The following is a 24,540-nucleotide window of genomic DNA, read 5'->3' as shown; positions in this document are numbered from 1 at the left end:
GGAAACTAGGAGAAATTCTTGTAAAATTGTAAGAGATTGGTAATATTATGTAAGGAACTTGTCATAATATTGAGGGAAAATCAGTATATAATAGAGGAGAAAGAGTATGATAAGGAGGTAGAATAGTGACAAAAGAGCGAATTTATCATCTCTTACATCATTTCTACAATCTCTTAGTAAATGATTTTCCACGAAATGGTTTAATTACGAAAGGAATCTACGAAGTAGAGCAAGTCTACCAAGCTTTAGAGGCCATTCCTCAGAGTCAGGAGTACTTGATCCGCTGTGAAATTCAACAGTTTTTAAAGGAGCTTGAACAAGTTCAAACAGGTTACCAGATACGCTTTAATAAAGATGAAGTCTTAGTGTTAGATGATTTGAAGCAAGAAATTGCCTGCAAATAATGAAAGGTCGTCGTTTTCTCTACTTATTACGAATTAATAAGTGAGGAGGAAATTATGTACGACATATCATTTATTGAACCATCTTTGCTTCCTAGGGAACGCTTGGTTTCTGAAGGGGTAGATAAGCTGAGTCATCAGGAATTGTTATCCATTCTCTTGCGGACAGGCAATAAGCAAAAAAGCGTTTATGAGATTGCACAAGGTCTTTTGAGTTCGGTTAATAGTTTAAAGGAGTTAAGTCAATTAACCCTAGAGGAGCTACAGGAAATCTCTGGTATTGGCCGGGTGAAGGCCATCGAACTTCAGGCTGTGATTGAGTTTGGACGAAGGATTCATAAAGACGAATTAATGAGTTCTGAACAAATCATGAGTAGTCAGAAATTGGCCCATAAAATTCAACAGGAAATCGGCCATAAGAAACAGGAGCACCTGGTTGCCCTTTATTTGAATACGCAGAATGAAATTATTTATCAACAGACCATTTTTATTGGAACAGTGAATCGAAGTATTGCGGAGCCACGTGAAATCCTGCATTATGCATTGAAGCACATGGCAACCTCCATCATTTTGGCTCATAATCATCCATCTGGTGCCGTATTTCCCAGTAAAAATGATGATGAAGTAACGCATCGAGTTTTAGAGGCCTGTGAAGTGATGGGTTTAACCCTATTGGATCACTTGATTGTATCTGAAGAAAATTACTATAGTTATCGAGAAGAAACAGATTATTTAGTTTAAAAAAGGTTGGAATCCTCTGGTTCCAACCTTTTTGTTGTTAAAGTATAAGTTTTTATTCTTCGTTTCTTCGCATGAAATAAAGGAGTGTTTGCAATTCACTGGTGAGGTCGACATATTGGACGACGACATCTTTAGGAACTGTCAGATGCACTGGTGAGAAGCTGAGAATCCCTTTAACCCCAGCGTCTACCAAAAGGCTAGCCACTTCTTGAGCCTTGACGCTTGGAACAGTTAGAATAGCTGTTTGAATGCCTTCTTGTTTGAGCTTTTCTTTAATAGTGGAAATACCGTAAATGGGAATTCCGTCCTTACTTTTGGTATTGATCAGTTCGTGATCATCTAGATCAAACGCCATGACAATTTTCATCTTATTGCGTTCATGGAAGCGATAGTTGAGGAGTGCACTTCCCATATTCCCGATCCCCACAATAGCGACATTGGTAATGGCATTATCATTTAAAAGATCGGCAAAGAAGTTCATCAGTTTTTTTACGTCATAACCAAATCCCCGTCTTCCTAATTCACCAAAATAAGAAAAATCTCGGCGAACGGTGGCAGAGTCAATCCCAATTGCATCCGCAATTTGCTTGGAATTGGCGCGCTCTATTTTTTCAGAGTTAAAGCGTTTAAAAATGCGGTAGTAGAGCGATAAGCGTTTTGCTGTTGCGCGTGGAATTGGAGTATTTTTATCATGTTTCACAATATCACAACCTTTCCCTCTTATTGTATAGGAAGATTGTGAAAAAATCAACTATGTAGACCGATTTTTCAAAAATATATTTGTCTAACTAAAAAGCTGATGGCGATGGGAGAGTTCCATCATCATCAGCTTAGTTTTTAGCTTGTTCTAATTTTTTCAAAAAAGCATAGAGTCCATCGACACGCCCCGTATAGGGAAGTTTTTCACCCTTGTATTCAATGGAAACGATTGAGTAAGAGTCAGGTAAGGTTACACAGCCTGAAAAATCTAGGATGCAGGCTGCAAGGTCGGAATAAGTAGTCGTTCGTTCTACTTGGTACGCGTCGATATAAGTTAGGGTTACCATATTAAACCTCTGTTTTGTTGAAAATTTCTCTTTCAACGAGACTATCCATTAAGAAATAGAATTTTTGTTGGATAATGTCATTTTCTGGATTTTTAAAGATATTAACCAGGCGAAGACCTGACTTATCTGTAATATTGATTTTAAAACCAGTGAGGTCTTTGTTGAAGATAATTTTAAGCAGGAAACCTTCACCGCTATTTGGAACAGCTTCGAGCAAACGATTCAACTCGTAATTTCCAACTTTTGTAACAGCAAATGTATTGTCACGTAAGGTATATTTTTTAATATTTGGGTGTAGACTATAGGTATATTTGCAGTCTTTCAATGTGATACTAGTTTCAAAAGTCATATTGTTCTCCTATGATAAAATTTCTTTAAGTTTTGTGAGAAAGTCTTGAACCTCCTCTATGGTATTGAGTTCTGAAAAACTAATTCGAAGGGATTCTTTTAGGCGTGAGCTATCTTTTCCATAGAGCGCCTCAAGAACATGGCTGGGTTGAATGGTACCTGCGGTACAAGCAGAACCAGTAGATACGGAAATTCCGGCAAGATCGAGTCGCATCAATAATACATCATTTTGGACACCGGGAAAGCCAAGATTCCAAACAAATGGAAGATGATCATCATTCGCATTAACGTAGTAGTCGAAGGATGCTAAACCATTGACTAGTTCTTGACCGAGTTTTTGAACCTGGTTGAAATTTTCTTCTTGATGAAGTGTAGCTTGCTGAAGCGCGGTTGCCATCCCGACAATTGAAATGAGATTTTCCGTGCTGGCTCTCATCTTACTTTCCTGATCCCCACCATGTAAGAGATTATCAAAATCTGGGAGGACTGCATAAAGGAAGCCGACTCCCTTAGGGCCATGGAATTTGTGGGCAGAAGCACTGAGAAAATCAATTCCCAACTCTTCGGGATAGACAGGGACCTTTCCAATTGCTTGGACAGCATCAACGTGAAAGGCAGCTGGATGATCTTTTAAGAGTTCTCCGATTTCTTTAATCGGTAACAGATCGCCTGTCTCATTATTGGCAAACATGGTAGAGACAAGAATAGTATCCGGTCTAAGTGCAGCCTTGATATCACTAGACTGAATGCGTCCATCTCTTGGTTGGACGATCGTAACTTCAAATCCGAAACGTTCTACAAGGTATTCAATGGGTTCGAGAACCGCATGGTGTTCCAAAGCAGTAGTTATGATGTGTTTGCCATCTGCTTGGTGTTTCAAGCAGTAGCCTTTTATAACGGTATTATTACTTTCTGATCCACCTGAAGTGAAGAAAATACGATTTGGAAGAGTATGGAGAGACTGAGCAATCTGTTCGCGAGATTCTCGGAGAAGTTTACTAGCCATCCGTCCATGAGCATGAAGGCTCGATGGATTTCCAAAAGTGGTCTTCATGGTTTCGGTCATCGCAGTGATGACTTCAGGTAGAAGGGGAGTTGTTGCGGCATTATCAAAATATATCACATTAAGACCTTATTTCTTGTGGTAGGCAAATAGAGGACTAACAGGTTTTCTTTCTTGAATGCGAACAATAGCTTCAGCGATCAGTTCGCTAGCTGTCAGATAGTTAATATTTTTTGGTGTTGGTCCATTTGGAGCAACAGAATCGGTTACCAATATTTCTTTGATCGGAGCTTGGTCTAATAACTCGACAGCTCCTTTCACAAATAAGCCATGGCTTGAAACAGCATAAATTTCAGTAGCTCCTTCGCGTTCGACGATTTTCGCAGCTTCTGAGAATGTCTTACCAGTATTGAGGATATCGTCAATCAAGATCGCTTTCTTATCTTTGACATCTCCGATAATATAGCCATAATCACGGTTCGCATCATCTTGCTCGTAATCAATGATCGCAATCGGTGCATCAAGATATTCAGCTAAACTACGAGCCCGTTTGACACCAGAGTTTTTAGGGCTGACGACTACGACATCAGACCCTGTTAGACCTTTATTAATGTAGTGTTCTGCAAAAAGTGGAATGGTAAAGAGGTTATCTACGGCAATATCGAAGAAACCTTGAACTTGCACTGCATGGAGATCCAGTGTGACGACGCGATCCACCCCAGCTTTGACCAACATGTTTGCGACGAGCTTAGCAGTAATTGGTTCACGAGGAGCAGCTGTACGGTCTTGGCGGGCATAACCGAAGTAAGGCATGACCACATTGACAGTATTTGCGCTGGCCCGTTGGCAAGCATCCACCATAATTAACAGTTCCATCAAGTGATTGTTGACAGGGAAACTGGTTGATTGAATGATATAAATATCATATCCACGAACACTTTCCTCAATATTGACTTGGATTTCACCATCTGAGAATTGACGGGATGAAATTTTCCCAAGCGGAACCCCAGCGTGATCCGCGATTTTTTGCGCAATCTCTGGATTTGAATTGAGAGAGAAGAGCTTCATATTTTTTTTATCTGACATGTGATTCCAACCTCATTTAGATTTTTGATCTTAGCACTATTTTAGCAAAAATTTGCGATAATTTCAGCTATTTTACAATCTTTCCGCCAATCTAGCGATTTTATTTTTTGCTGCTTTGTAGACGATTCCATGCTCTGTCATGAACTGATGGAAATTTTCTTCCTGCTCAGCAGTTTCAACCTCGATTTCCAACTCATAATCTTCAGTGTCTAGATAGAGACTGTGGTCCAGTGCCACTAGGCCTGCAGCTGTTTCTATTTCGAATCGTTCTGTTGTAAGGCTCCCCCAAACAGCCAGTTGTTCAACGGGGATTCCTTTTAACATCAAGAGTTTTTTGATTTCTCCGTCAGGAAACTGTTGGTGTTGAAGGATCTCCTCGGTTTCTTCTGGGCTGAGGTCTTGATTGTACTCGAAATGGCCAACTGCTTCAGGAACCTTGAGAGTCAATTCAGCCTGATCTGTGAAAGTACGCACCCGCAAAGCCATTTTTTCCTTACGGATGAGCTGGTCAGGTGTATCGATATAGTGATTGGTTTGGACAACCAATTCTGTATCAGCAAAAAGTGGAAGGAGGGATTGGTATTCCTCCTTGTCTAGCAAGGTTTTGTATTCAATTTCTAAATGGTTCATTTTGTAGTCCTTTGCTTTTTTTCGAAAGCGATTCATGATATAATAAGAGATGTGTTTATTGTATACAAAAATGGTTCAGATTACAAGGTGGTAAGATGGCAATTGATTGGGAAAACTTCTTAGATCCGTATATCCAAGCAGTTGGGGAATTAAAAATCAAACTGCGTGGGATTCGTAAGCAATATCGTAAGCAACAAAAGCATTCTCCAATCGAGTTTGTCACAGGAAGGGTCAAGCCGATTGAAAGCATCCGCGAAAAGATGATCCGAAGAAATATTTCTGAAGAAAATCTGGCTCAAGATATGCAAGATATTGCTGGTCTTCGCATCATGGTCCAGTTTGTGGATGACGTCGAAGAGATCCTAGAGGTTCTGAGACAACGACAGGATATGCGCGTGGTCCAAGAGCGAGACTACATCCGCCACAAGAAATCAAGTGGCTACCGGAGTTACCACGTCGTGGTCGAGTATCCGGTTGACACCATTGATGGAAATGAAACGATCTTAGCAGAGATTCAAATTCGGACCTTGTCCATGAATTTTTGGGCAACCATTGAACACTCGCTTAATTATAAATATAAAGGAGACTTTCCAGACGAGATCAAAAAACGCTTAGAGACGACAGCAAACCTGGCCTATCTCTTGGATGAAGAGATGGGGGCAATTCGGGATGCGATTCAGGAGGCTCAAGCCCTGTTTGATCCACTTCATCGTAAGTTAAATGATGGCGTTGGAAATAGTGATGACACAGATGAAGACTACAGGTAAAAAAGTATCCATTATTCGTAATCGCAAGCGTCAAAGTGAAGAGGTTTTTCAGCAGTTGCGCTATAAGCTTCGAAAAAATAATTTTATTTTGACGGAGAAGCATCCGGATATTGTGATTTCAATTGGTGGTGATGGGATGTTGCTATCAGCCTTTCACAAGTATGAACAGCAGTTGGATCGCGTGCGCTTCATCGGCGTCCATACTGGACACTTAGGATTTTATACGGATTACTTAGACAGTGAAATCGATAAGCTGGTTGAGAATTTAAAATATGATACAGGTGCCAAGGTTTCTTACCCTATTTTGAATGTTAAAATTACTTTTGATAATGGGGAAACCCGTACTATGAGAGCGTTGAACGAAGCGACGATTAAGAGAAGCGACCGGACCATGGTTGCCGATCTCACGATTAATGGAGTGGATTTTGAGCGCTTCAGAGGAGACGGGATTACCGTTTCGACTCCTACAGGAAGTACGGCTTACAACAAATCCTTAGGAGGAGCAGTCCTTCACCCAACTATTGAGGCGCTGCAGATTGCTGAGATCGCCAGTCTCAACAACCGTGTCTATCGTACCTTGGGTTCTTCTGTCATTGTCCCTAAAAAGGATAAGATCCAGATTACACCGACGAGACCTGACTTCCACATTATCTCTGTCGACAATTCAACCTATTCTTACCGCAATATTGCAAAGGTAGAATACCAGATTGACAACCATAAGATTAATTTTGTGGCAAGCTCCAGTCATACCAGTTTCTGGAATCGGGTCAAGGATGCCTTTATCGGAGATGATAGAGAATGAGATTTGAATTCATTGTCGATGAGCATGTCAAGGTCAAGACCTTCCTGAAAAAGCATGAGGTTTCTAAGGGTCTCTTAGCAAAGATTAAGTTTCGTGGTGGCCAGATCCTTGTCAATGGACGTCCGGAGAATGCAATTTATTTATTGGATATTGGGGATCGCTTGGTCATTGATATTCCAGCAGAAGAAGGGTTCGAAACTCTGAAACCCATGGATCGATCTTTGGATATTTTGTTTGAAGATGATCATTTTTTGATCTTAAACAAACCCTTTGGGATTGCTTCTATTCCAAGTGCGATTCATTCCAATACCTTAGCCAATTTTGTAAAAGGCTATTATGTGAAACAAGGCTACGAGAACCAGCAGGTTCACATTATCACTCGCTTGGACAAGGATACAAGTGGCGTCATGCTCTTTGCCAAACATGGCTATGCCCATGCCCGCTTGGATAAGCAATTGCAGTCTAAAACGATTCAGAAACGCTATTATGCCTTGGTCAAGGGATCTGGGAAGCTTGATCCTGTCGGAGAGATTATTGCTCCGATTGCGCGTGATGAAGATTCAATTATCACCCGAAAGGTAGCTAAAGGTGGCAAGTATGCTCATACAAGCTACCAGGTTGTTCAATCTTTTGGTGATATCCACCTTGTGGATATTCAGTTACACACAGGTCGAACCCATCAGATCCGCGTTCATTTTTCCCATATTGGTTTTCCGCTCTTGGGAGATGATCTCTATGGCGGCAGTTTAGAAGACGGCATTGAGCGCCAAGCCCTTCATTGTCATCGTCTATCCTATTATCATCCATTTCTAGAGGAAGAATTGGTCATAGAAAGTCCACTACCTCCAGATTTCCAAGCTGTATTAACACAGCTTCAAACAAGTTATTAATTATTAAAAGGAGTAAGACTCATGGAAGTTTTCGAAAATCTCAAAGCCAACCTCGTTGGTAAGAATGCACGTATTGTATTACCAGAAGGTGAAGAACCTCGTATTCTCCAAGCGACAAAACGTATTGTAAACGAGACAGAGGTAACCCCTGTCTTGCTTGGTAATCCGGATAAAATTAGGATTTATCTTGAAATTGAAGGGGTTTTGGATGGATATGAAGTCATCGATCCTCATTCTTATCCAGGTTTTGAAGAAATGGTAGCTTCCTTGGTAGAACGTCGTAAGGGCAAAATGACAGAAGAAGAAGCGCGTCAAGTCTTGAAAGACGACGTTAACTATTTCGGTGTGATGATGGTTCACATGGGAATCGTTGATGGGATGGTATCTGGTGCGATTCATTCGACTGCCGCAACTGTTCGTCCGGCCTTGCAAATTATCAAAACTCGTCCAAATGTCAAACGGACTTCAGGGGCTTTCCTCATGGTTCGTGGATCTGAACGCTACTTGTTCGGGGACTGTGCCATCAACATCAATCCAGATACTGAAGGCTTGGCTGAAATTGCTATCAACTCTGCTATCACAGCCAAGATGTTTGGGATTGATCCTAAAATCGCCATGTTGAGCTATTCAACAAAAGGTTCTGGTTTCGGTGAAAGTGTTGATAAAGTAGTGGAAGCGACTAAACTCGCTCATGAACTTCGTCCAGACCTTGAAATTGATGGGGAATTGCAATTTGATGCAGCCTTTGTCCCAGCAACTGCAGCCTTGAAGGCTCCAGGAAGCAAGGTGGCAGGACAAGCCAATGTCTTTATCTTCCCTGGTATTGAGGCAGGTAACATTGGATACAAGATGGCAGAACGTCTTGGTGGCTTTGCGGCGGTAGGTCCAGTTTTGCAAGGTTTGAACAAACCAGTCAACGACCTTTCTCGTGGATGTAATGCAGATGACGTTTACAAATTGACCCTGATTACAGCAGCTCAAGCTGTGGAACAATAAGAAATACATTTAGAGCGTGGGACAGAAATCGGTAATTCGTTAGAATTCGATTTCGTCGTCCCACCTCCGCACAGTTGAGTAGGGCTGTAAAAGCTGATAAAATCAGCGTAGTAGAGCCCACTCAACCACTGCATCTTGCTCGACAATCTAAAAATAATTGAGAGGCTAGGACTTTTGTCCCAGCCTCTTTTTCTTTATAAAAACAGAATTTCTAAACTCTAACTCATTATATAGTATACTAGGAATATGTTAGATTTAAAAGATTACGGGATTACCATGTGGGAGGAGGAAAAAATCGCCTCTTTCCGAGAAAAGTTATTAGCCTGGTATGATGCCCATAAACGGAATCTCCCCTGGAGAAGGACCCAGGATCCTTATAAAATTTGGATCTCAGAAATTATGCTCCAGCAGACACGTGTCGATACGGTTATTCCTTATTATGATCGCTTTTTAGATTGGTTTCCGACGGTCGCTGATTTGGCTCAAGCCCCTGAAGAAAAACTCTTAAAAGCTTGGGAAGGCTTGGGGTATTACTCACGTGTCCGAAATATGCAGAAAGCTGCCCAGCAGATAATGGAAAATCACGGAGGAGTGTTTCCATCAAGCTATGAAGCTATTTCTCAACTGAAGGGAATTGGGCCTTATACAGCTGGTGCCATTGCTAGTATTGCCTTTGGATTAGCAGAGCCAGCAGTAGATGGCAATGTCATGCGTGTTCTAGCCCGCTTGTTTGAGGTGGACTACGATATCGGAGTTCCAACTAATCGCAAGATTTTTCAAGCCATGATGGAAATCTTGATCGATCCGGTTCGTCCTGGTGATTTCAATCAGGCTTTGATGGATTTGGGCTCCGATATTGAATCACCAGTCAATCCACGTCCCGAAGAGAGTCCTGTTAAGGAATTTAGCGCGGCTTACCAACATGGGACCATGGATCGCTATCCCATTAAGGCTCCTAAGAAGAAACCGCTACCTGTCTATCTCACAGCCTTTATTATCAAGGATAGTCAAGGGCGCTATTTGCTGGAGAAAAATGAGAGAGAAGGGCTTTTATCAGGTTTCTGGCATTTCCCCTTGATCGAAGTGGATAGCCTGTCTGAGAACCTAGGCCAATTATCTCTATTGGATGGGAAGGGGGAAGCAGAGAGTAACCCAGAAATTATTTCTTTTGAACAGGACTATGACTTGGCCATTGATTGGCAGGATAGATCTTATCCTATCGTCCAGCATGTCTTTTCGCATCGCAAGTGGCAGGTTCAGATTCGATACGGTCTAGTAAAAGAAGGAGAGCAGCCAGCAAGTGAATCGACTATTTGGTTAACACCAGAAGAATTTTCGGACTATCCGTTTGCTAAACCCCAGCAGAAGATTTGGACGACTTTTTCGGAAAATGAAAATTGAGAGTGGGACAGAAATCGGTAATTCGTTAGAATTCGATTTCGTCGTCCCACCTCCTCACAGTTGAGTAGGGCTGTAAAAGCTGATGAAATCAGCGTAGTAGAGCCCACTCAACCACTGCGTCTTGCTCGACAATCCAAAAACAATTGAGAGGCTAGGACTTTTGTCCCAGCCTCAATTTTTTTATAAATGAGCGAATGCTTTGATTTCTTCTTTAGACATGGATGAGTCGCAACGAACAGTGACTTCACCGGATTCGATATGTAAAAATCCAGGGACAGTTGGAATACCGTAAGTTGAGCGGAAGGCTTGTAATGTATCTAGCTGACTTGGTTCTTCACTATTGATGAAGTAGATATGAGCTTTTGTTTCAGCTACGACAGTTGCTAACTTAGCAGCAAACTTCCGGCAGTAAGGACAAGTCTTGCGTCCGATAAAGAAGGTTGCTGTTTCTTTTTGATCGATCGCTTCTTGCGCACGCGCGACAGTTGTCACTTCAAGATCTTTAATATCTTCTAAAAATTGTTCCATGAGATTACCTCGCTTTCTTCTATGTCTAGTATGCCATATTTTCTATAAAATCGCTGGTATTTGCTACGAAAGAAAGAGAGAGTGGGACAGAAATCGGTTATTCGTTAGAATTCGATTTTGTCGTCCCACCTCCGCACAGTTGAGTAGGGCTGTAAAAGCTGATGAAATCAGCGTAGTAGAGCCCACTCAACCACTGCGTCTTGCTCAACAATCAAAAAAATAATTGAGAGGCTAGGACTTTTGTCCCAGCCTCGTGTTTTAGCCTACAAATGCATTAATTTCTGCTTCGATATTCGCAATTTTTTCTTTAGCATCTGCTTCAGATTCACCAACTGTAGCGATGTAGAATTTGATTTTTGGTTCTGTACCTGAAGGACGAACGGCAAACCATGAATCATCAGCCAAGATGTATTTAAGCACGTTGCTTGGAGGAGTTGTCAATTTTTCAACGCCGTCAGCAGTAGTAGCTGTTTGTTCCAAGAAGTCTTCTGTCTTAGCAATGTCTGTCTTGTTAAATTGTTTAGGAGCATTGCCACGGAATTTATCCATGATTTTCTTGATTTCAGCAGCTCCGTCCACACCTGAAAGGGTAACAGAGATTGTTTTTTCTGCGAAGTAGCCGTATTGTTTGTAAATTTCTTCGATACCATCTGCCAAAGTCATGCCACGTGAGCGGTAGTAAGCTGCGATTTCAGCAACGATAAGAACAGCTTGGATAGCGTCTTTGTCACGTACGAATGGTTTGATGAGGTAACCGAAGCTTTCTTCGAAACCAAGCATGTAAGTGTGGTTGTGTTGTGTTTCAAATTCATGAATTTTTTCACCGATAAATTTGAAACCAGTCAAGACGTTAAACATGGTTGCGCCGTAGCTTTCTGCAATCTTAGTCACCAACTCAGTTGATACGATTGATTTACAGAGGGCAGCATTTGCAGGAAGGGTACCAGCTGTTTTGTGAGCTTCAAGAATATATTTAGCAATGATCGCTCCGATTTGGTTACCAGAAAGGTTGAGGTAAGAACCATCTGGTTGGCGGATTTCAACACCAAGGCGGTCAGCATCTGGGTCAGTTGCAACCAATACATCAGCGTCTACTTTACGACCAAGCTCTTCAGCAAGAGCAAAGGCAGCTTGGTTTTCAGGGTTTGGAGATTTAACAGTTGAGAAGTCAGCATCTGGAACAGCTTGAGCTTCAACAACTTGAACAGCTTCAAATCCAGCTTGGGCAAGAGCACGACGAGCCAACATTTCACCAGTACCATGAAGTGGAGTGTAGACAATCTTCATGTCGCGTCCGTATTCATTGATCAAGTCTTGGTTGATGTTAACGCCTTTCACTTCTTTCAAGTATTCAGCGTCGACGTTTTCACCGATAACTTCAATCAAGCCGTTAGCTTTGCTTTCTTCAAGGTCAGCCAATTGTACAGTGAAAGGATTTTCGATAGCACGGATGTAATCTGTCAATGCATCAGCATCTGCTGGAGGCATTTGTCCACCGTCTTCACCGTATACTTTGTATCCGTTAAATGGAGCTGGGTTGTGGCTAGCTGTTACCATGATCCCAGCAAATGTGTGGAGGTGACGAACAGCAAATGACAATTCAGGTGTTGGACGAAGGCTTTCAAATACATAAGATTTGATGCCATGAGCAGCCAAAACTTGAGCTGATTCAAAAGCAAACTCAGGAGAGAAGTGACGGCTGTCGTAGGCGATCGCAACACCGCGTTTCTTCGCTTCCTCACCTTTTGAGTCGATTAATTGGGCCAATCCTTCAGTTGCTTGGCGAACAACATAGATATTAATACGGTTGGTACCAGCACCGATTAATCCACGCATACCAGCTGTACCGAATTCAAGGTTAGTATAGAAGGCATCTTCTTTCGTTTTTTCATCCATTGCGACCAACTCATCACGAAGGTAAGCTGGTAATTCAGCAAAGTCGAGCCATTTTTGGTAGTTTTCTTGATAGGTCATGCAAGCGTCTCCTTTTTGCTTATAATTTAATCGCTTACATTATAGCAAATTTTTTCAGAAAATTCTAGCGATAATTGTAAATCTTTTCAAAAAAATAGAGCTAATTCACCATCAAAAAAAGCCAAGATAAATTGGTCTTGGCTTGAAAGGTTATTTTAATTTTTCAAGAGATGGAACGACTGCACTGGTAATGAGTACTGTCGCAATGACTTCGATGAGAGAGTTAGTAGAGACAATCAAGGCTAGGAAATGTTGAATCCCCCCTCCAAAACTGTTACCAAAGAAGAAGTAAATCCCACTTAGAACGAAAATAGTATTGGTCATAGAGCCAACAATTCCAGCGATCACAAGTCCTGTACGATTGCGGATCCAGCGATAGACGAAATAAGGGGTTACTCCGATGAGAATCCGAGGAACTATGGCAATGAGAAGGGAGTAGAGGTTCCCGTGAGGGACAAAGGGACTAAAGAGATAGCTGGCGGGTGTTATAACCAGGGTATTCATGGTGAGACTAAAGAGTCCCATGAGGAGTCCTAAGATAGCTCCAGTCCGTGGACCGTATATGATAGAGGCGATCACGACAGGAATATGAACCAAGGTTGGTTGAATTCCTGAAGGAACAAATTGCAGAATGAAGGACGTCACAAAGTGAATGGTAATCATCACCGCAAAAAAGATGGCAATTCGTGAAATAGAAGATGATTTTCTCATAAACAATTCTCCTTAACAGTTTCTACAATAGTTTCTACAGGCGCTAGAGCTCCAGCACCTTTGTCCCCACAAGCAAGAACAGCATCACGAGGTTGGATCATCTGGTAACCATAGTCTTGTAAGAGCTTTAGATTTCGTTGGGTAGCGGGATGTTCTAGCATTTTTGTATTCATAGCAGGGGCCAGTAATTTTTTTGTCCTTTGAGGCAAGGCTAGAGCTGTGCTTGTGACCATATTATCTGCAAGTCCCATAGCCAATTTAGCAATGGTATTGGCACTGGCCGGCGCTACAAGAAAGAGGTCAGTTTCTTTCCCAATGTCGATGTGCTCGATCCGCTGTGGATCGTCTTCCATCATAACATCAAGCCCCACTTGATTCTTTGAAAGAACTTGCAAGGTTAAAGGGGTAATAAATTTTTGGGCTGAAGGAGTCATGAGGACCTTCACTTCAAAGCCCAATTTGGTTAGTTGGCTGGTAATATCAGCAGCTTTATAGGCGGAAATACTACCGGTAACCGCTAAAGTAATGTGTGTCATATGTTCCTTTTTATTTGATATAACGTAGGATAGCCTCTGCGATTTCTGTTTTCGTAGAAGCTTCTAGGACCTGATCATCTGTCACTAGATAGGCTTGATGCTGACCATTCTGAATCTTGGTCATATCATTGGCAACGATCATGCTGGCATGATTTTTAACCAGGCTTTCACGCGCTACCTGGATCAACTCTTCAGAAGAAACGTCGACTAATAGCTTAAAGCCGATCAGTTGAATAGCAGGGTTCCATTCTTTGACGAGCGAGATAATCTTGGGATTTTTCTTTAGAAAGAGCACTTGGTATTCTTCTTTGGAAGAGATTTTCGCTTCCTGATTTTCGCGATGGATAAAGGTATGAAGGTCTTGAGCCTTCTCAACTTCCTCAAGGCCTGTCATGTAAACAGGTGTGTAGTCTGAAACAGCCATAGCGTGAATCAAAACCTGATGTTGAGGGACTTCCGTTTTCATTTGTGTGAGAAGTTCTTCGACATTCTTGACCAATAGAAGACGAAGGTGTGGGTGAGGATCGGGTTTAAGCGCAGTAGGCGTTGTGATCAAGGTCACCTGATATCCCTTTGCAAGAGCCGTTTCTGCAAGAATTTTCCCTAGGTTCCCGGTGGAATGATTGGTGATCGAACGAACGCTATCAATGGCTTCCCTCGTCCCGCCAGATGTAATTAAAATATGCATATGCTTATTTTACACAAAAAAGATACGTAAGTAAAGTTCTGAAGCTATTAGGATTAGCTATGTGTAGCCATAAAATTTAGATAAAAAACGAACGTTCGATTCAAAAGGTGGAAAAACTATGTTATTTTCGCGAATTTTAGGTATAATAGATCTATCAAATATAAAGGAGTCCCTTATGAAAACAGATATCGAAATTGCTCAAAGCATTGAACTCCGACCGATTGTGGACGTTGTGAAGAAGATTGGTTTGGTTGACGATGATCTTGAATTGTATGGAAAATACAAGGCGAAATTGAGCTTTGATAAGATTCGTGAAGTTGAGAAAAATCCAGTAGGAAAACTTATCTTAGTCACTGCGATCAACCCAACTCCAGCTGGAGAAGGGAAATCAACCATTACCATTGGTCTAGCAGATGCTTTGAATAAAATCGGTAAAAAAACCATGATTGCCATTCGCGAACCTTCTTTAGGTCCAGTTATGGGGATTAAAGGTGGTGCTGCTGGTGGTGGCTATGCCCAAGTTCTACCGATGGAAGACATCAACCTTCATTTCACAGGGGATATGCATGCGATCACAACGGCTAATAACGCTCTCTCGGCATTGATTGATAATCATTTGCACCAAGGAAATGAGCTAGGAATTGACCAACGTCGGATTATCTGGAAACGGGTAGTGGACTTGAATGACCGCGCTCTTCGTCATGTTTCTGTCGGTCTTGGCGGTCCTTTAAATGGGATTCCGCGTGAAGACGGTTTTGATATTACCGTTGCTTCTGAGATCATGGCTATCCTTTGCTTAGCGACAGATATTGAAGATTTGAAACGTCGTTTGGCCAACATCGTGATCGGTTACCGTTATGATCGTAGCCCAGTCTATGTCCGTGATTTGGAAGTGGAAGGGGCACTTGCCTTGATCCTCAAAGATGCGATTAAGCCAAACTTGGTTCAAACCATCTATGGAACGCCTGCCTTTGTTCACGGTGGTCCATTTGCCAATATTGCCCATGGATGTAACTCTGTGTTGGCAACGACGACAGCTCTTCATTTAGCTGATTATACGATTACAGAAGCTGGTTTTGGGGCTGATCTTGGTGCTGAAAAATTCCTTGATATTAAAACTCCAAACTTGCCTACATCACCAGATGCGGTTGTGATTGTAGCGACTCTCCGTGCTCTTAAGATGAACGGTGGAGTGACCAAGGATGCTTTGACTGAAGAGAATGTAGAAGCTGTTCGTGCTGGTTTTGCCAACTTGAAACGTCACGTTGAAAATATCCGTAAGTTTGGCATTCCTGCAGTGGTTGCCATCAATGAATTTATCACTGATACAGAAGCAGAAATTGCTGCTTTGAAAGAATTGTGTGCTGAAATTGAGGTGCCAGTTGAGCTTGCGAGTGTATGGGCGAATGGTGCGGACGGTGGAGTTGACCTTGCTGAAACCTTGGTTAAAACCATCGAAACAAGTCCAGCTAACTACACACGCTTGTATGATAACAACCTTTCTGTTGAAGAAAAAATTGAAAAGATTGTTACAGAAATTTACCGCGGTACGAAGGTGAATTTTGAGAAGAAAGCTAAGACACAAATTGCTCAAATCGTGAAAAATGGTTGGGATAAGTTGCCAATCTGTATGGCTAAAACACAATATAGCTTCTCTGATAATCCAAATGCTTTGGGAGCTCCTGAAAACTTTGAAATCACTATTCGTGAAGTGGTTCCAAAATTGGGAGCAGGCTTTATTGTCGCTTTGACTGGGGATGTGATGACCATGCCTGGTTTACCAAAACGTCCAGCTGCTTTAAATATGGATGTTGGTGCTGATGGAACAGCTATTGGTTTGTTCTAATCATAAAAATACAAAAAACTTCTGTTCAAATGAGCAGAAGTTCTTTTGTTATGGACTCGTCGAGGTTGATGATGCAAGAAGTTGATGACTGGCTTTATGATAGGTAAACCATAGTTGAAGGGTCATAGGAACCCAAATCAAGGGCTCACACAGAATGACTCCTATATAGCCTGTATGTGGAATAATCAGGAGAACAAAGAGAATTTTTCCTGTTAACTCGATAAAGCTCGAAATCAAAGGGGTTAATTTTCGGCCGATGCCTTGGAGGGAATTCCCTAGAATCAAGAGACATCCTAAGACCGGATAGAAGCAGGAGCTGATTTGCAGATAAAGACTGGCATTTGCAATCAAGTTAGGATTGGTTGATCCAGAAATCAGGCTCGTTAAGAATGGGCTTGCAAAGAAGAGGAGGATGGCAACAAAGACAGACCAAAGGAGGGAGAGCAGACAAGCCTGTTTGACGCCTTGTTGAATCCGTCGGAATTGCTTGGCACCAAAGTTTTGAGAGGTGAAAGTGGTCATACTAGAAGAAATAGCGGTCATTGGCAGGAGGGCAAAGGACATGATCCGACGAGCTGAGATTTGGGCACTAATGATGGCCATTCCAAGCTTATTAATAGCTGATTGTAAGATGACGGTTCCGATAGAGACGATCGAAGACATGAGACCCATGGTCAGTCCTTGACTGATCAAGTCCTGATAGAGCTTTTGATCCCACACAAAATCGGTGCGACTGGGTAGAAGAAAAGGCACTTTTTTACGGATATAAAAGAAACAAAGAAGGGCGGAAAAACTTTGCGCAATAATGGTCGCGATTCCAGCGGATTGGACTCCAAGATGAAGTTGGGTAATAAAATAAAGATCGAGAAGAATATTGAGAATAGCGGCGATAATCAAGAAATAGAGGGCCGCTAGGCTATCGCCAACCGCTCGAAGAAGTCCGGCACAAAGATTATAGGCAAAGGTCACAGCCACACCATTAACAATGGTAGCGATATAGAGATAAGACTGAGACACAATTGCTGATGGGGTCCCTAAAAACTGGAGCAGGGGATAAAGTCCGACAGCGCCAATGAAGATCATGAAGAGACTGAGGATGCCACCAATAATAGCAGTTGCGGCGACTGATTTTCGTAATTGATCTTCGTTTTTGGCTCCATAATTTCTCGCGATAATAATCCCCATCCCATTGCCAACACCGACAGCAAATCCAACGATCAAATCAAATATAGCAGAGGTTGCTCCAACGGCAGCCAATGATTTTTGACCTAAAAAACGCCCAACAATCATAACATCCGAGGTATTGTAGAGTTGTTGAAAGATATTGGACAAAAGAATAGGAAAGGCGAAACTCAAAAGAGCAGGTAAAATAGGACCATCTATGAGGTCCACACGTTGAATTCTTTTCATAGTGCCATTATACCAACTTCAGGAACCAGCGACAAGCGTCGATAGTTGAAGGCCCTTACATTTTTTGGTATAATCAGGGCAGAAAAGGAGGCTTTTATGAGCTTAACCAGCCAATTAATCACTGAAACGTTCCCAGATCTGGACAAGGTCGATAGGCTGAATATCGAGGCATTTCCGGAAGAAGAGCGAGTTCCTTTGTCGGAATTCCTGCGTTACACAGACAATGACGATGCTAATTTTTTTGCTTTTTATAACGAAGAAGAATTTGTAGGATTTGCTTTTTCTATCTATAATCAGAAAGCTTTTTATGTTAGCTTCTTTGCCATTATGCCCCACCTACGTAGCCACGGTTATGGTCAAGAAATCATTGAAAAATTGGTAGAATTTTACCAAAGAACCATGATACTTGAAGTGGAACGTTTAGATGAAGAATGTGACAATCTAGAGCAACGTCAGTCTCGGATGGATTTCTATAAGCGAAATGGATTTAAAACTGCAAATGCCTTTTTAGAATACGAAGGACTGAGCTTTGAAATTCTCTATCGGGGTGATCACTTTGATGAAGAGGCTTATCGCGATATTTTCCGTAAATTGCAGGAAGAAAATTATTTTGACTTCCGTATTAAATATAGACGCTTTAGTGACCACTAGACAAGAAATGGAGTGGGAAAGAACTCTTAGGAATTAAAAAAGGTTGAAAAGGTTCCCCAAACCTTTTCAATTTTCCCACCCCTGCATAGCTTCAACAGTCTGGGAGACTGTTGAAGGTTGCGGATAAAGGAAACGTTGTTTCCCTCATTAGGTCATCTTTGTAGCTTGAAAAGCGAACAAAGATGCCAATCAATCACTGCGTCATATAGTTACTTCCATCAAGCATAGAAGGCTGGACAGTTTTTGCCCAGCCTCTTTTAGTTTAGATATTTAATGAAGAACTCAATCAGTTTCATGATTTGTGTAAAGATCCAAGGCAGAAACAGAAGAGCTAGGAAGGTAACATGCCATTTCCAATAGAGTGAAACCAAGCCAACGGTTTCTCGAATCCAAGCGGATGGGAGATAGTAAAAGGCTGTTTTCGAACCGATACTTCGACCAGGTATTTTCAATCGTCTCATAAAGACACCTGCACGGAGCGCGTGAAAAGAATTGGTTACCACAAGGACTCGCTTGCCAAGACCCTCTTCTTCAAGGATACGCTTGCTAAAGGTCAGGTTTTCAAAAGTAGTACGAGAGCGATTCTCGATGAGAATGGCGTCTTCTGGAACCCCGTGTTCTATCAAGTATCCGGCCATAGCTTCCGCCTCAGCGATCAGCTCATCTGACCCTTGACCACCAGAAACAATCAGCTTTGGTCGTCTCTCAAACTGCTCATAGATGGCCTTTCCCTTCTCAAGACGCTGGGCCAAGAGTGGGGGAACCTTGTCTCCGATCAAACCTGAGCCAAGGATGATGATAGCGTCTGGCTCTTTGCGAACTGGAAAGAGATTGCAAAAAGTCCCATAGGATACATAAGAGAGGTAGAGAAAGGTCATGTAAAACAGGGTGAAGTCAGTCAGATAAATGAGGATGTCATTCCCTGGGAAATAGGGTAGAAAATGTAGTGCCAAAGCTCCGATAATAAACAGTCCATAAAGCAGAGAGAGGAGGTTGGCCAGTCTTTTTCCTTCAAAAAGCATCATTTGACGGCCGTTAAAAAGGAGAAAGATAGATGAGAAAATAATGCTGAGAAAAACGAGTATGGAAATCACTACAAAGACAATCATTGCAATTTGTTGATTAAACCATAGCTCAGTTCGAACGACTAGTAGAAATGCAGAAATCAGTAGAAGAAGCCCCAGGTTTATCGAAAAGAGATAAGCATTGAAAAGCCTTCTGCGATCACTCATAAAGAACAATAAAAAAATAAGAGCTGGAAATAACCAGAATAGATATAGATACATGTTTTGCACCTCGTAAAATCTTACATCCATTGTACCATAATGACTGATAGAAATAGCGGATTGTTCATGCAAATAAGTTGCATTCTTCAAATGAATTTGATAAAGTTAAGATTATCGTTTTTTTAAGGAGATAGTATGTTACGAAAAGGTTCCCTGACAGGTTTATTACTGTTCGGTATTTTTTTTGGTGCTGGAAACCTGATTTTCCCACCGGCTCTTGGTGCTTTATCGGGTAATCAATTTTGGCCAGCTATTGCTGGGTTTGTTCTTTCAGGCGTGGGAATTGCCATTGTGACCTTGATTATCGGGACACTCAATCCCAAAGGATATATTCATGAGATTTCTCGTAAGATTTCACCTGTTTTTGCGATAGTATACTTAGTTGCGCTGTATCTTTCGATTGGTCCTTTCTTTGCCATTCCAAGAACGGCGACGGTATCTTTCGAAGTGGGGACAGCCCCCTTATTAGGTGGAATGAATGCCAGTTTAGCACTTTTCATTTTTACCCTGGTCTACTTTTTGCTAGCCTTTCTGATTGCCTTGAATCCATCTAAGATTCTAGATCGGATCGGTCGTATATTGACCCCGATCTTTGCGATTCTCATTTTGATCTTGGTCGTTCTTGGGGCTCTGAAATACAGTGGACATGCTCCAATAGTGGCCACAAAAGCCTATCAGGCATCTGCCTTTGGGCAAGGATTTTTAGAGGGCTACAATACCTTGGATGCCTTGGCTTCTGTTGCCTTTAGTGTGATCGCAGTGACTACCCTGAATCAACTTGGATTTTCAAGTAAGAAAGAATATATAAAGACCATTTGGTTGGTTGGGATTGTCGTAGCGCTTGGTTTTAGTGTGCTGTATATCGGTTTAGGATATCTGGGGAATCATTTTCCAATTCCTGCTTCTGTTATGGCATCTGATACCAATAAAGGGGTGTATGTATTATCAGAAGCGACTAAAGCGATCTTTGGTCCGACTGCTCAGATTTTCCTAGCAGGAATGGTGACGGTAACTTGCTTTACCACAACTGCTGGTTTAATCGTCTCTACCAGTGAATTTTTCCATAGCACCTTCCCTAAGGTTACTTACAAGGTCTATGCAAGTGTCTTCACTTTGATTGGTTTTGCGATTGCCAACCTAGGCTTGAATGCCATTATTGCCTTCTCATTGCCAGTCTTGATGATTCTTTACCCAATCACCATTACCATTGTATTGATTGTGATAGTGAATAAATTTGTGGCTCTTTCAAAACCAGGAATGCAACTGACTATTTTCTTGGCCAGCGTGGTCTCTCTTGCAAGTGTTCTGGCAAGTACCTTTAAAATTTCACTAGTAGAAAAGGGGATTGCTTTGCTTCCATTTGCAGCTCAATCTCTTCCATGGTTGGTTCCAGTAGTTATCGGGATTCTTTTATCGCTCGTATTACCAAATAAACAAACGGCAGAAGAATAAGTTATATTAAAAACTCTAAAGTTTTGTGCTTTAGGGTTTTTCTTTTGAAACTAGTATCTAAATCCAAACTTTAGTAAAAAAACGTAGCAGAAATTTTTATTTTAGGTCAGTCAATGTTATACTGAATGTAGCATATCAATATACGGAGTGAACTATGAATCCAATCATTTTTTCATTGACAGTTTTTCTTGCGGGTATTCTGTCTTTCTTTTCTCCCTGTGTCTTTCCTTTGCTACCGGTTTATATTGGAATCTTACTAGGAAGTGATCAGGAAAAGGCTATCCGATTGTTCGGGAAAAAAATTCGCTGGCATGGCTTGCTGAAAACCCTTTGTTTTATTGCAGGTATTTCTGTTATTTTCCTCCTCATTGGTTTTGGAGCGGGCTTGCTTGGAAAGATCATGTACACCAATTGGTTTCGTTATCTGATGGGAGCCCTCATCATTATCCTTGGTCTTCATCAAATGGAAGTCTTTCATTTTCATTTCCTTGAAAAGCAAAAATCAGTAGATTTTGGAGCCAACAAACAGAAGAATGAATTGTTTTCAGCTTTTCTCCTTGGTCTTGGCTTTAGTTTTGGTTGGACGCCTTGTATTGGTCCGGTATTAGGATCAGTTCTTGCTTTAGCAGCATCAGATGGACAAGATGCTCTTATGGGAGCTATTTATCTCCTTGTTTATACCTTGGGAATGGCTCTTCCGTTTTTACTGTTGGCCTTAGCATCTAGTCTGGTCCTACCTTACTTTAATCGTCTCAAACCCCATTTGTTATTGCTGAAGAAAATCGGCGGAGCCATCATTATTCTGATGGGAATTCTCTTACTTTTGGGACAATTGAACAGTTTGTCATCTATCTTTTCATAAAATAATCCGGAGGTTTAACGCATGATGAAAGGTTTTAAATACGCTTGTTTCTCAGTTCTCTCTTTAGCTTTGCTGTCAGCTTGTTCCATGAATCAATCCAGTGAGAGTAGTATGGACAATCAGCCAACAATGAATACAACAACGAATAAGAATCCTTTGGTAGGAAAAGACGCTAGTGACTTTGAACTAAAGGATATGAAGGGGAATACGGTCAAACTTTCAGACTATAGAGGCAAAAAAGTCTATTTGAAATTTTGGGCAACCTGGTGTGGCCCTTGCCGGCAAAGTATGCCTGAATTAGAGAAATTGGTCAAGGATTCGGATAGAGACTTTGAAATTCTAACCATTATGGCACCAGGACTCCAAGGTGAAAAAACAGAAGAAGAATTCGTTAAATGGTTTGATCAACAAGATTACAAGTCCGTACCGGTCTTGTACAATCCAGACGGTTCTGCATTTGCAGATTATCAGGTTCGCTCTATTCCTACAGAAGTCTTTATAGACAGTCATGGGAAAATTGGACATGTCCAATTAGGGGTTATTTCAAACGACGATGCTAAGAAGATCATTAAAGAGTTACAATAAAAAAATGAAGCACGAAGCTTCATTTTTTTCTAGTTTCTTAGTTGCTTGCACCAGATGTAGCATCAGCAGCTCCATCACTGTGTCCTCCAGCATCGGAAGCACCTGAAGTTGCATCTGCATCACCATGACCACCAGCAGGAGCAAATGGTCCGCTTCCGCCAACTAGACGTTGTCCTGTTGTTTGTAGGTACCAGTCCAACCATGGTTTGAAGTTGAAGACAATCTCATTGATACCAGCGTATGAACCATCTTCATAGTACATAGCTTGGTAGTTGTGAGTATTGATCACGCCTTCAGGAGACCCTGGAACAATGGTCCGAACATAGTCTTGGTTACCGTTACGAAGGGTACCAATCACCCATTCCACGTTTTTCATACGTGCTGGTGGTAGGGAGCCATGAACGGTTGACATCCGGCTACCTGATTGAGGTGGCACGCGTTTCGCAAACATGGTATCTGGATCTTGGTGGGCATTGTTGTAGTAGAGGAATTGGTTGTTGTCATCAGCGTACGTCAATTCGAAAGGCATAGCCTTTAAGAACATATCAATTTGGTTAACGGTTAGGATACCGTGGTCGAGTTTGACATAGGTATCGCCAGAAACAGCACCGGTGATTTCAGCTACCTTTTCTACCCAATCTGGATCGTCAGGATCGACTTCAGTAACAGTTGTAGCGATTGGATGATTACAATCCAAGTCTTCTGGTTCAATTGGTTTTGGTTTTTTCAATTTAGACACAACCTCAACGTATTTTATAAAATTATCCAAGCAGGTTTCGAGGAATTTGACGGTTCCCTCGTTGATGATATTGCCGTCTTCGTCAAAAGCTTCTTTCGCTTTTCCAAGAAGGAATTCATTTCCTGGAAGAGTATAAGCATTGACACCTGGAGCATCGAGGATCTTACGGAGGTGAACTTGTGCACGTGAAGTCCCTTGATCGTAGTAAGAAGCACCAACGATCATAACGGGTTTATTTTCAAATGGATGCACCTCGAAAGATAGCCATTCAAGAACAGACTTGAGAGCAGCAGAGATCGTATGGTTGTGCTCTGGAGTGGCAATGATGACACCATCTGCACGAGTGATTTTGTTATATAAGAGACGTAATTGGAAACTTTCGTCCCATTTTTCATCTTGGTTAAACATTGGAACTTCGTCGATTTCAAGAACTTCCAATTCAAATTTGATCTTAAATTGGCGGCGAATGAATTCCAAAAGTTTACGGTTATATGATTGATCGTAGTTCGATCCTACAAGTCCAACAAATTTCATTCTTTTCTGTCTCCTATCTTACAAGTTTTCCCAGTCAAATTCTTCAGCGTCTTTGCGAAGCAATTCTTGGGCGTTGCGCAATTTGTCTGTGATTTTTACAAACACACGGAAATCATTAAAGACGGCATCTAATTTTTGAATAACATCCAAATCTACCAAGTCTCCATTTTGATCAAAGGCTTGCAATGAATGAGAGAGCAAGAATTCATCTGGCAAGACATTCGCTTTGATTTCTGGAGCATTTAAGATTTGGCGAAGTTGAAGTTGGGCGCGTGAAGATCCCAACGTACCGTATGATGCCCCAGTAATCATGACCGGTTTGTTCAACAATGGGAAGACTCCGTATGAGAGCCAAGCGAGTGCACTCATCAAGACTGCTGGAATAGAGTGGTCGTATTCTGGAGTTCCAATAATGACCCCATCAGCTTCTTCAATTTTTGCAACAATCTCTAAGACAGCTTCAGGCACTTGTTTGTCAGCTGGTTTGTTAAAGACAGGGATATCTTTAATTTCGACCAATTCGATCTCAGCCTTATCAGCAAAATGTTTTTGCATGTATTGAAGCAGTTGACGGTTTGTTGAACGTTTGGAGTTTGTTCCAACGATCGCAATAAGTTTTGTCATGGA

27 protein-coding genes are annotated in these 24,540 nt (G+C 41.6%); 12 read left to right on the top strand and 15 right to left on the bottom strand.

Going from position 1 to position 24,540, the window contains the following annotated elements:
- Positions 1–125 precede the first annotated feature (125 nt).
- Entirely contained in the window at positions 126–404 is a 279-nt protein-coding gene (locus O3642_RS01700) for a hypothetical protein (protein WP_003003299.1), read from the top strand.
- Between the two features lie 54 nt (positions 405–458).
- Positions 459–1,142 carry a DNA repair protein RadC gene (gene radC, locus O3642_RS01695; RefSeq protein ID WP_371605254.1) on the top strand — a complete coding sequence of 228 codons (684 nt, stop codon included), beginning with the start codon at positions 459–461 and terminating at the stop codon, positions 1,140–1,142.
- Between the two features lie 52 nt (positions 1,143–1,194).
- Here the strand turns inward: radC and O3642_RS01690 are convergent, their stop codons facing one another.
- From O3642_RS01690 to O3642_RS01665, 6 genes are all read right to left on the bottom strand, one after another.
- The gene (locus O3642_RS01690) at positions 1,195–1,842 is read right to left on the bottom strand and encodes a redox-sensing transcriptional repressor Rex (RefSeq protein ID WP_003012279.1); all 648 of its coding nucleotides are present in this window, start codon (positions 1,840–1,842) and stop codon (positions 1,195–1,197) included.
- 130 nt (positions 1,843–1,972) lie between these two features.
- Positions 1,973–2,188: a DUF4649 family protein gene (locus tag O3642_RS01685; RefSeq protein WP_003011989.1), complete on the bottom strand. Its 216-nt coding sequence runs from the start codon at positions 2,186–2,188 to the stop codon at positions 1,973–1,975.
- 1 nt (position 2,189) lies between these two features.
- The gene (locus tag O3642_RS01680; RefSeq protein WP_003003501.1) at positions 2,190–2,537 is read right to left on the bottom strand and encodes a DUF1831 domain-containing protein; all 348 of its coding nucleotides are present in this window, start codon (positions 2,535–2,537) and stop codon (positions 2,190–2,192) included.
- A 9-nt stretch (positions 2,538–2,546) separates the two neighbouring features.
- Positions 2,547–3,659, bottom strand: coding sequence for a cysteine desulfurase family protein (locus tag O3642_RS01675; RefSeq protein WP_371605253.1), 1,113 nt, complete (start codon positions 3,657–3,659; stop codon positions 2,547–2,549).
- Positions 3,660–3,668: 9 nt separating this feature from the next.
- The gene (locus O3642_RS01670; protein WP_155171772.1) at positions 3,669–4,625 is read right to left on the bottom strand and encodes a ribose-phosphate diphosphokinase; all 957 of its coding nucleotides are present in this window, start codon (positions 4,623–4,625) and stop codon (positions 3,669–3,671) included.
- 72 nt (positions 4,626–4,697) lie between these two features.
- Complete coding sequence (locus tag O3642_RS01665; RefSeq protein ID WP_371605252.1) at positions 4,698–5,255, bottom strand: CYTH domain-containing protein; 558 nt, start codon at positions 5,253–5,255, stop codon at positions 4,698–4,700.
- Between the two features lie 95 nt (positions 5,256–5,350).
- On the opposite strand from O3642_RS01665, the gene O3642_RS01660 reads away from it, so the two are divergent.
- The 5 genes from O3642_RS01660 to mutY all read left to right on the top strand — a co-directional run bounded on the left by O3642_RS01660 (position 5,351) and on the right by mutY (position 10,111).
- Positions 5,351–6,022 (top strand): GTP pyrophosphokinase family protein, encoded by a 672-nt coding sequence (locus O3642_RS01660; RefSeq protein WP_023918039.1) that lies wholly within the window; start codon positions 5,351–5,353, stop codon positions 6,020–6,022.
- The gene (locus tag O3642_RS01655; RefSeq protein WP_371605280.1) at positions 6,006–6,824 is read left to right on the top strand and encodes an NAD kinase; all 819 of its coding nucleotides are present in this window, start codon (positions 6,006–6,008) and stop codon (positions 6,822–6,824) included. The genes O3642_RS01660 and O3642_RS01655 overlap by 17 nt, the downstream gene beginning before the upstream one ends.
- Positions 6,821–7,714 (top strand): RluA family pseudouridine synthase, encoded by an 894-nt coding sequence (locus O3642_RS01650; RefSeq protein WP_371605251.1) that lies wholly within the window; start codon positions 6,821–6,823, stop codon positions 7,712–7,714. Before O3642_RS01655 ends, O3642_RS01650 begins: the two co-directional genes overlap by 4 nt.
- A 21-nt stretch (positions 7,715–7,735) precedes the next feature.
- Positions 7,736–8,710, top strand: coding sequence for a phosphate acetyltransferase (gene pta, locus O3642_RS01645; RefSeq protein WP_371605250.1), 975 nt, complete (start codon positions 7,736–7,738; stop codon positions 8,708–8,710).
- A gap of 246 nt (positions 8,711–8,956) precedes the next feature.
- Positions 8,957–10,111: an A/G-specific adenine glycosylase gene (mutY, locus tag O3642_RS01640; RefSeq protein ID WP_371605249.1), complete on the top strand. Its 1,155-nt coding sequence runs from the start codon at positions 8,957–8,959 to the stop codon at positions 10,109–10,111.
- A gap of 180 nt (positions 10,112–10,291) precedes the next feature.
- On the opposite strand, the gene O3642_RS01635 is transcribed toward mutY, so the two are convergent.
- From O3642_RS01635 to O3642_RS01615, 5 genes are all read right to left on the bottom strand, one after another.
- Positions 10,292–10,639: a thioredoxin gene (locus O3642_RS01635; protein ID WP_371605248.1), complete on the bottom strand. Its 348-nt coding sequence runs from the start codon at positions 10,637–10,639 to the stop codon at positions 10,292–10,294.
- A 258-nt stretch (positions 10,640–10,897) separates the two neighbouring features.
- A complete protein-coding gene (locus O3642_RS01630) occupies positions 10,898–12,613 on the bottom strand; it encodes a phospho-sugar mutase (protein WP_151379070.1) in 1,716 nt (571 codons plus the stop codon).
- Between the two features lie 150 nt (positions 12,614–12,763).
- Complete coding sequence (locus O3642_RS01625) at positions 12,764–13,324, bottom strand: ECF transporter S component (RefSeq protein WP_003014432.1); 561 nt, start codon at positions 13,322–13,324, stop codon at positions 12,764–12,766.
- On the bottom strand, positions 13,321–13,860 hold the full coding sequence (gene coaC, locus O3642_RS01620; RefSeq protein WP_155126819.1) for a phosphopantothenoylcysteine decarboxylase: 540 nt from the start codon (positions 13,858–13,860) through the stop codon (positions 13,321–13,323). The genes O3642_RS01625 and coaC overlap by 4 nt, the downstream gene beginning before the upstream one ends.
- 10 nt (positions 13,861–13,870) lie before the next feature.
- On the bottom strand, positions 13,871–14,548 hold the full coding sequence (locus tag O3642_RS01615; RefSeq protein ID WP_371605247.1) for a phosphopantothenate--cysteine ligase: 678 nt from the start codon (positions 14,546–14,548) through the stop codon (positions 13,871–13,873).
- A gap of 175 nt (positions 14,549–14,723) precedes the next feature.
- Here O3642_RS01615 and O3642_RS01610 point away from each other — a divergent pair, with 175 nt between their 5' ends.
- On the top strand, positions 14,724–16,394 hold the full coding sequence (locus tag O3642_RS01610; protein ID WP_371605246.1) for a formate--tetrahydrofolate ligase: 1,671 nt from the start codon (positions 14,724–14,726) through the stop codon (positions 16,392–16,394).
- Between the two features lie 48 nt (positions 16,395–16,442).
- Here O3642_RS01610 and O3642_RS01605 read toward each other — a convergent pair whose 3' ends face one another.
- On the bottom strand, positions 16,443–17,804 hold the full coding sequence (locus O3642_RS01605) for an MATE family efflux transporter (protein ID WP_371605245.1): 1,362 nt from the start codon (positions 17,802–17,804) through the stop codon (positions 16,443–16,445).
- Between the two features lie 96 nt (positions 17,805–17,900).
- Here O3642_RS01605 and O3642_RS01600 point away from each other — a divergent pair, with 96 nt between their 5' ends.
- Positions 17,901–18,455: a GNAT family N-acetyltransferase gene (locus tag O3642_RS01600; protein ID WP_003001387.1), complete on the top strand. Its 555-nt coding sequence runs from the start codon at positions 17,901–17,903 to the stop codon at positions 18,453–18,455.
- A gap of 257 nt (positions 18,456–18,712) precedes the next feature.
- Here the strand turns inward: O3642_RS01600 and O3642_RS01595 are convergent, their stop codons facing one another.
- Entirely contained in the window at positions 18,713–19,741 is a 1,029-nt protein-coding gene (locus O3642_RS01595) for a YdcF family protein (protein WP_371605244.1), read from the bottom strand.
- A gap of 135 nt (positions 19,742–19,876) precedes the next feature.
- Here O3642_RS01595 and brnQ point away from each other — a divergent pair, with 135 nt between their 5' ends.
- The 3 genes from brnQ (at position 19,877) to O3642_RS01580 (ending at position 22,640) form a co-directional block, all read left to right on the top strand.
- Positions 19,877–21,193 carry a branched-chain amino acid transport system II carrier protein gene (gene brnQ / locus O3642_RS01590; protein WP_371605243.1) on the top strand — a complete coding sequence of 439 codons (1,317 nt, stop codon included), beginning with the start codon at positions 19,877–19,879 and terminating at the stop codon, positions 21,191–21,193.
- Positions 21,194–21,347: 154 nt separating this feature from the next.
- Entirely contained in the window at positions 21,348–22,055 is a 708-nt protein-coding gene (gene ccdA2 / locus O3642_RS01585; protein ID WP_003007221.1) for a thiol-disulfide oxidoreductase-associated membrane protein CcdA2, read from the top strand.
- 21 nt (positions 22,056–22,076) lie between these two features.
- Positions 22,077–22,640, top strand: a complete 564-nt coding sequence (locus tag O3642_RS01580) for a TlpA disulfide reductase family protein (protein WP_024055504.1) — start codon at positions 22,077–22,079, stop codon at positions 22,638–22,640.
- A 37-nt stretch (positions 22,641–22,677) separates the two neighbouring features.
- On the opposite strand, the gene O3642_RS01575 is transcribed toward O3642_RS01580, so the two are convergent.
- Together O3642_RS01575 and O3642_RS01570 are read right to left on the bottom strand one after the other, a co-directional pair.
- Entirely contained in the window at positions 22,678–23,913 is a 1,236-nt protein-coding gene (locus O3642_RS01575) for an NAD(P)H-dependent oxidoreductase (RefSeq protein WP_155124919.1), read from the bottom strand.
- An 18-nt stretch (positions 23,914–23,931) separates the two neighbouring features.
- The gene (locus O3642_RS01570) at positions 23,932–24,537 is read right to left on the bottom strand and encodes an NADPH-dependent FMN reductase (RefSeq protein ID WP_371605241.1); all 606 of its coding nucleotides are present in this window, start codon (positions 24,535–24,537) and stop codon (positions 23,932–23,934) included.
- Positions 24,538–24,540: the final 3 nt, after the last annotated feature.

The organism is Streptococcus sp. 27098_8_66 (genome assembly GCF_041431945.1).
Lineage (GTDB): Bacteria > Bacillota > Bacilli > Lactobacillales > Streptococcaceae > Streptococcus > Streptococcus dentalis.
This window is presented reverse-complemented; position numbering and strand designations above follow the sequence as displayed.

Coding starts and splice junctions, on each gene's coding strand:
- radC (WP_371605254.1), top strand. CDS start 459: ATGTACGACATATCATTTATTGAACCATCTTTGCTTCCTAGGGAACGC.
- O3642_RS01685 (WP_003011989.1), bottom strand. CDS start 2,188: ATGGTAACCCTAACTTATATCGACGCGTACCAAGTAGAACGAACGACT.
- O3642_RS01680 (WP_003003501.1), bottom strand. CDS start 2,537: ATGACTTTTGAAACTAGTATCACATTGAAAGACTGCAAATATACCTAT.
- O3642_RS01670 (WP_155171772.1), bottom strand. CDS start 4,625: ATGTCAGATAAAAAAAATATGAAGCTCTTCTCTCTCAATTCAAATCCA.
- O3642_RS01665 (WP_371605252.1), bottom strand. CDS start 5,255: ATGAACCATTTAGAAATTGAATACAAAACCTTGCTAGACAAGGAGGAA.
- O3642_RS01660 (WP_023918039.1), top strand. CDS start 5,351: ATGGCAATTGATTGGGAAAACTTCTTAGATCCGTATATCCAAGCAGTT.
- O3642_RS01655 (WP_371605280.1), top strand. CDS start 6,006: ATGAAGACTACAGGTAAAAAAGTATCCATTATTCGTAATCGCAAGCGT.
- O3642_RS01650 (WP_371605251.1), top strand. CDS start 6,821: ATGAGATTTGAATTCATTGTCGATGAGCATGTCAAGGTCAAGACCTTC.
- pta (WP_371605250.1), top strand. CDS start 7,736: ATGGAAGTTTTCGAAAATCTCAAAGCCAACCTCGTTGGTAAGAATGCA.
- mutY (WP_371605249.1), top strand. CDS start 8,957: ATGTTAGATTTAAAAGATTACGGGATTACCATGTGGGAGGAGGAAAAA.
- O3642_RS01635 (WP_371605248.1), bottom strand. CDS start 10,639: ATGGAACAATTTTTAGAAGATATTAAAGATCTTGAAGTGACAACTGTC.
- O3642_RS01630 (WP_151379070.1), bottom strand. CDS start 12,613: ATGACCTATCAAGAAAACTACCAAAAATGGCTCGACTTTGCTGAATTA.
- O3642_RS01625 (WP_003014432.1), bottom strand. CDS start 13,324: ATGAGAAAATCATCTTCTATTTCACGAATTGCCATCTTTTTTGCGGTG.
- coaC (WP_155126819.1), bottom strand. CDS start 13,860: ATGACACACATTACTTTAGCGGTTACCGGTAGTATTTCCGCCTATAAA.
- O3642_RS01615 (WP_371605247.1), bottom strand. CDS start 14,548: ATGCATATTTTAATTACATCTGGCGGGACGAGGGAAGCCATTGATAGC.
- O3642_RS01610 (WP_371605246.1), top strand. CDS start 14,724: ATGAAAACAGATATCGAAATTGCTCAAAGCATTGAACTCCGACCGATT.
- O3642_RS01605 (WP_371605245.1), bottom strand. CDS start 17,804: ATGAAAAGAATTCAACGTGTGGACCTCATAGATGGTCCTATTTTACCT.
- O3642_RS01600 (WP_003001387.1), top strand. CDS start 17,901: ATGAGCTTAACCAGCCAATTAATCACTGAAACGTTCCCAGATCTGGAC.
- O3642_RS01595 (WP_371605244.1), bottom strand. CDS start 19,741: ATGTATCTATATCTATTCTGGTTATTTCCAGCTCTTATTTTTTTATTG.
- brnQ (WP_371605243.1), top strand. CDS start 19,877: ATGTTACGAAAAGGTTCCCTGACAGGTTTATTACTGTTCGGTATTTTT.
- ccdA2 (WP_003007221.1), top strand. CDS start 21,348: ATGAATCCAATCATTTTTTCATTGACAGTTTTTCTTGCGGGTATTCTG.
- O3642_RS01580 (WP_024055504.1), top strand. CDS start 22,077: ATGATGAAAGGTTTTAAATACGCTTGTTTCTCAGTTCTCTCTTTAGCT.
- O3642_RS01575 (WP_155124919.1), bottom strand. CDS start 23,913: ATGAAATTTGTTGGACTTGTAGGATCGAACTACGATCAATCATATAAC.
- O3642_RS01570 (WP_371605241.1), bottom strand. CDS start 24,537: ATGACAAAACTTATTGCGATCGTTGGAACAAACTCCAAACGTTCAACA.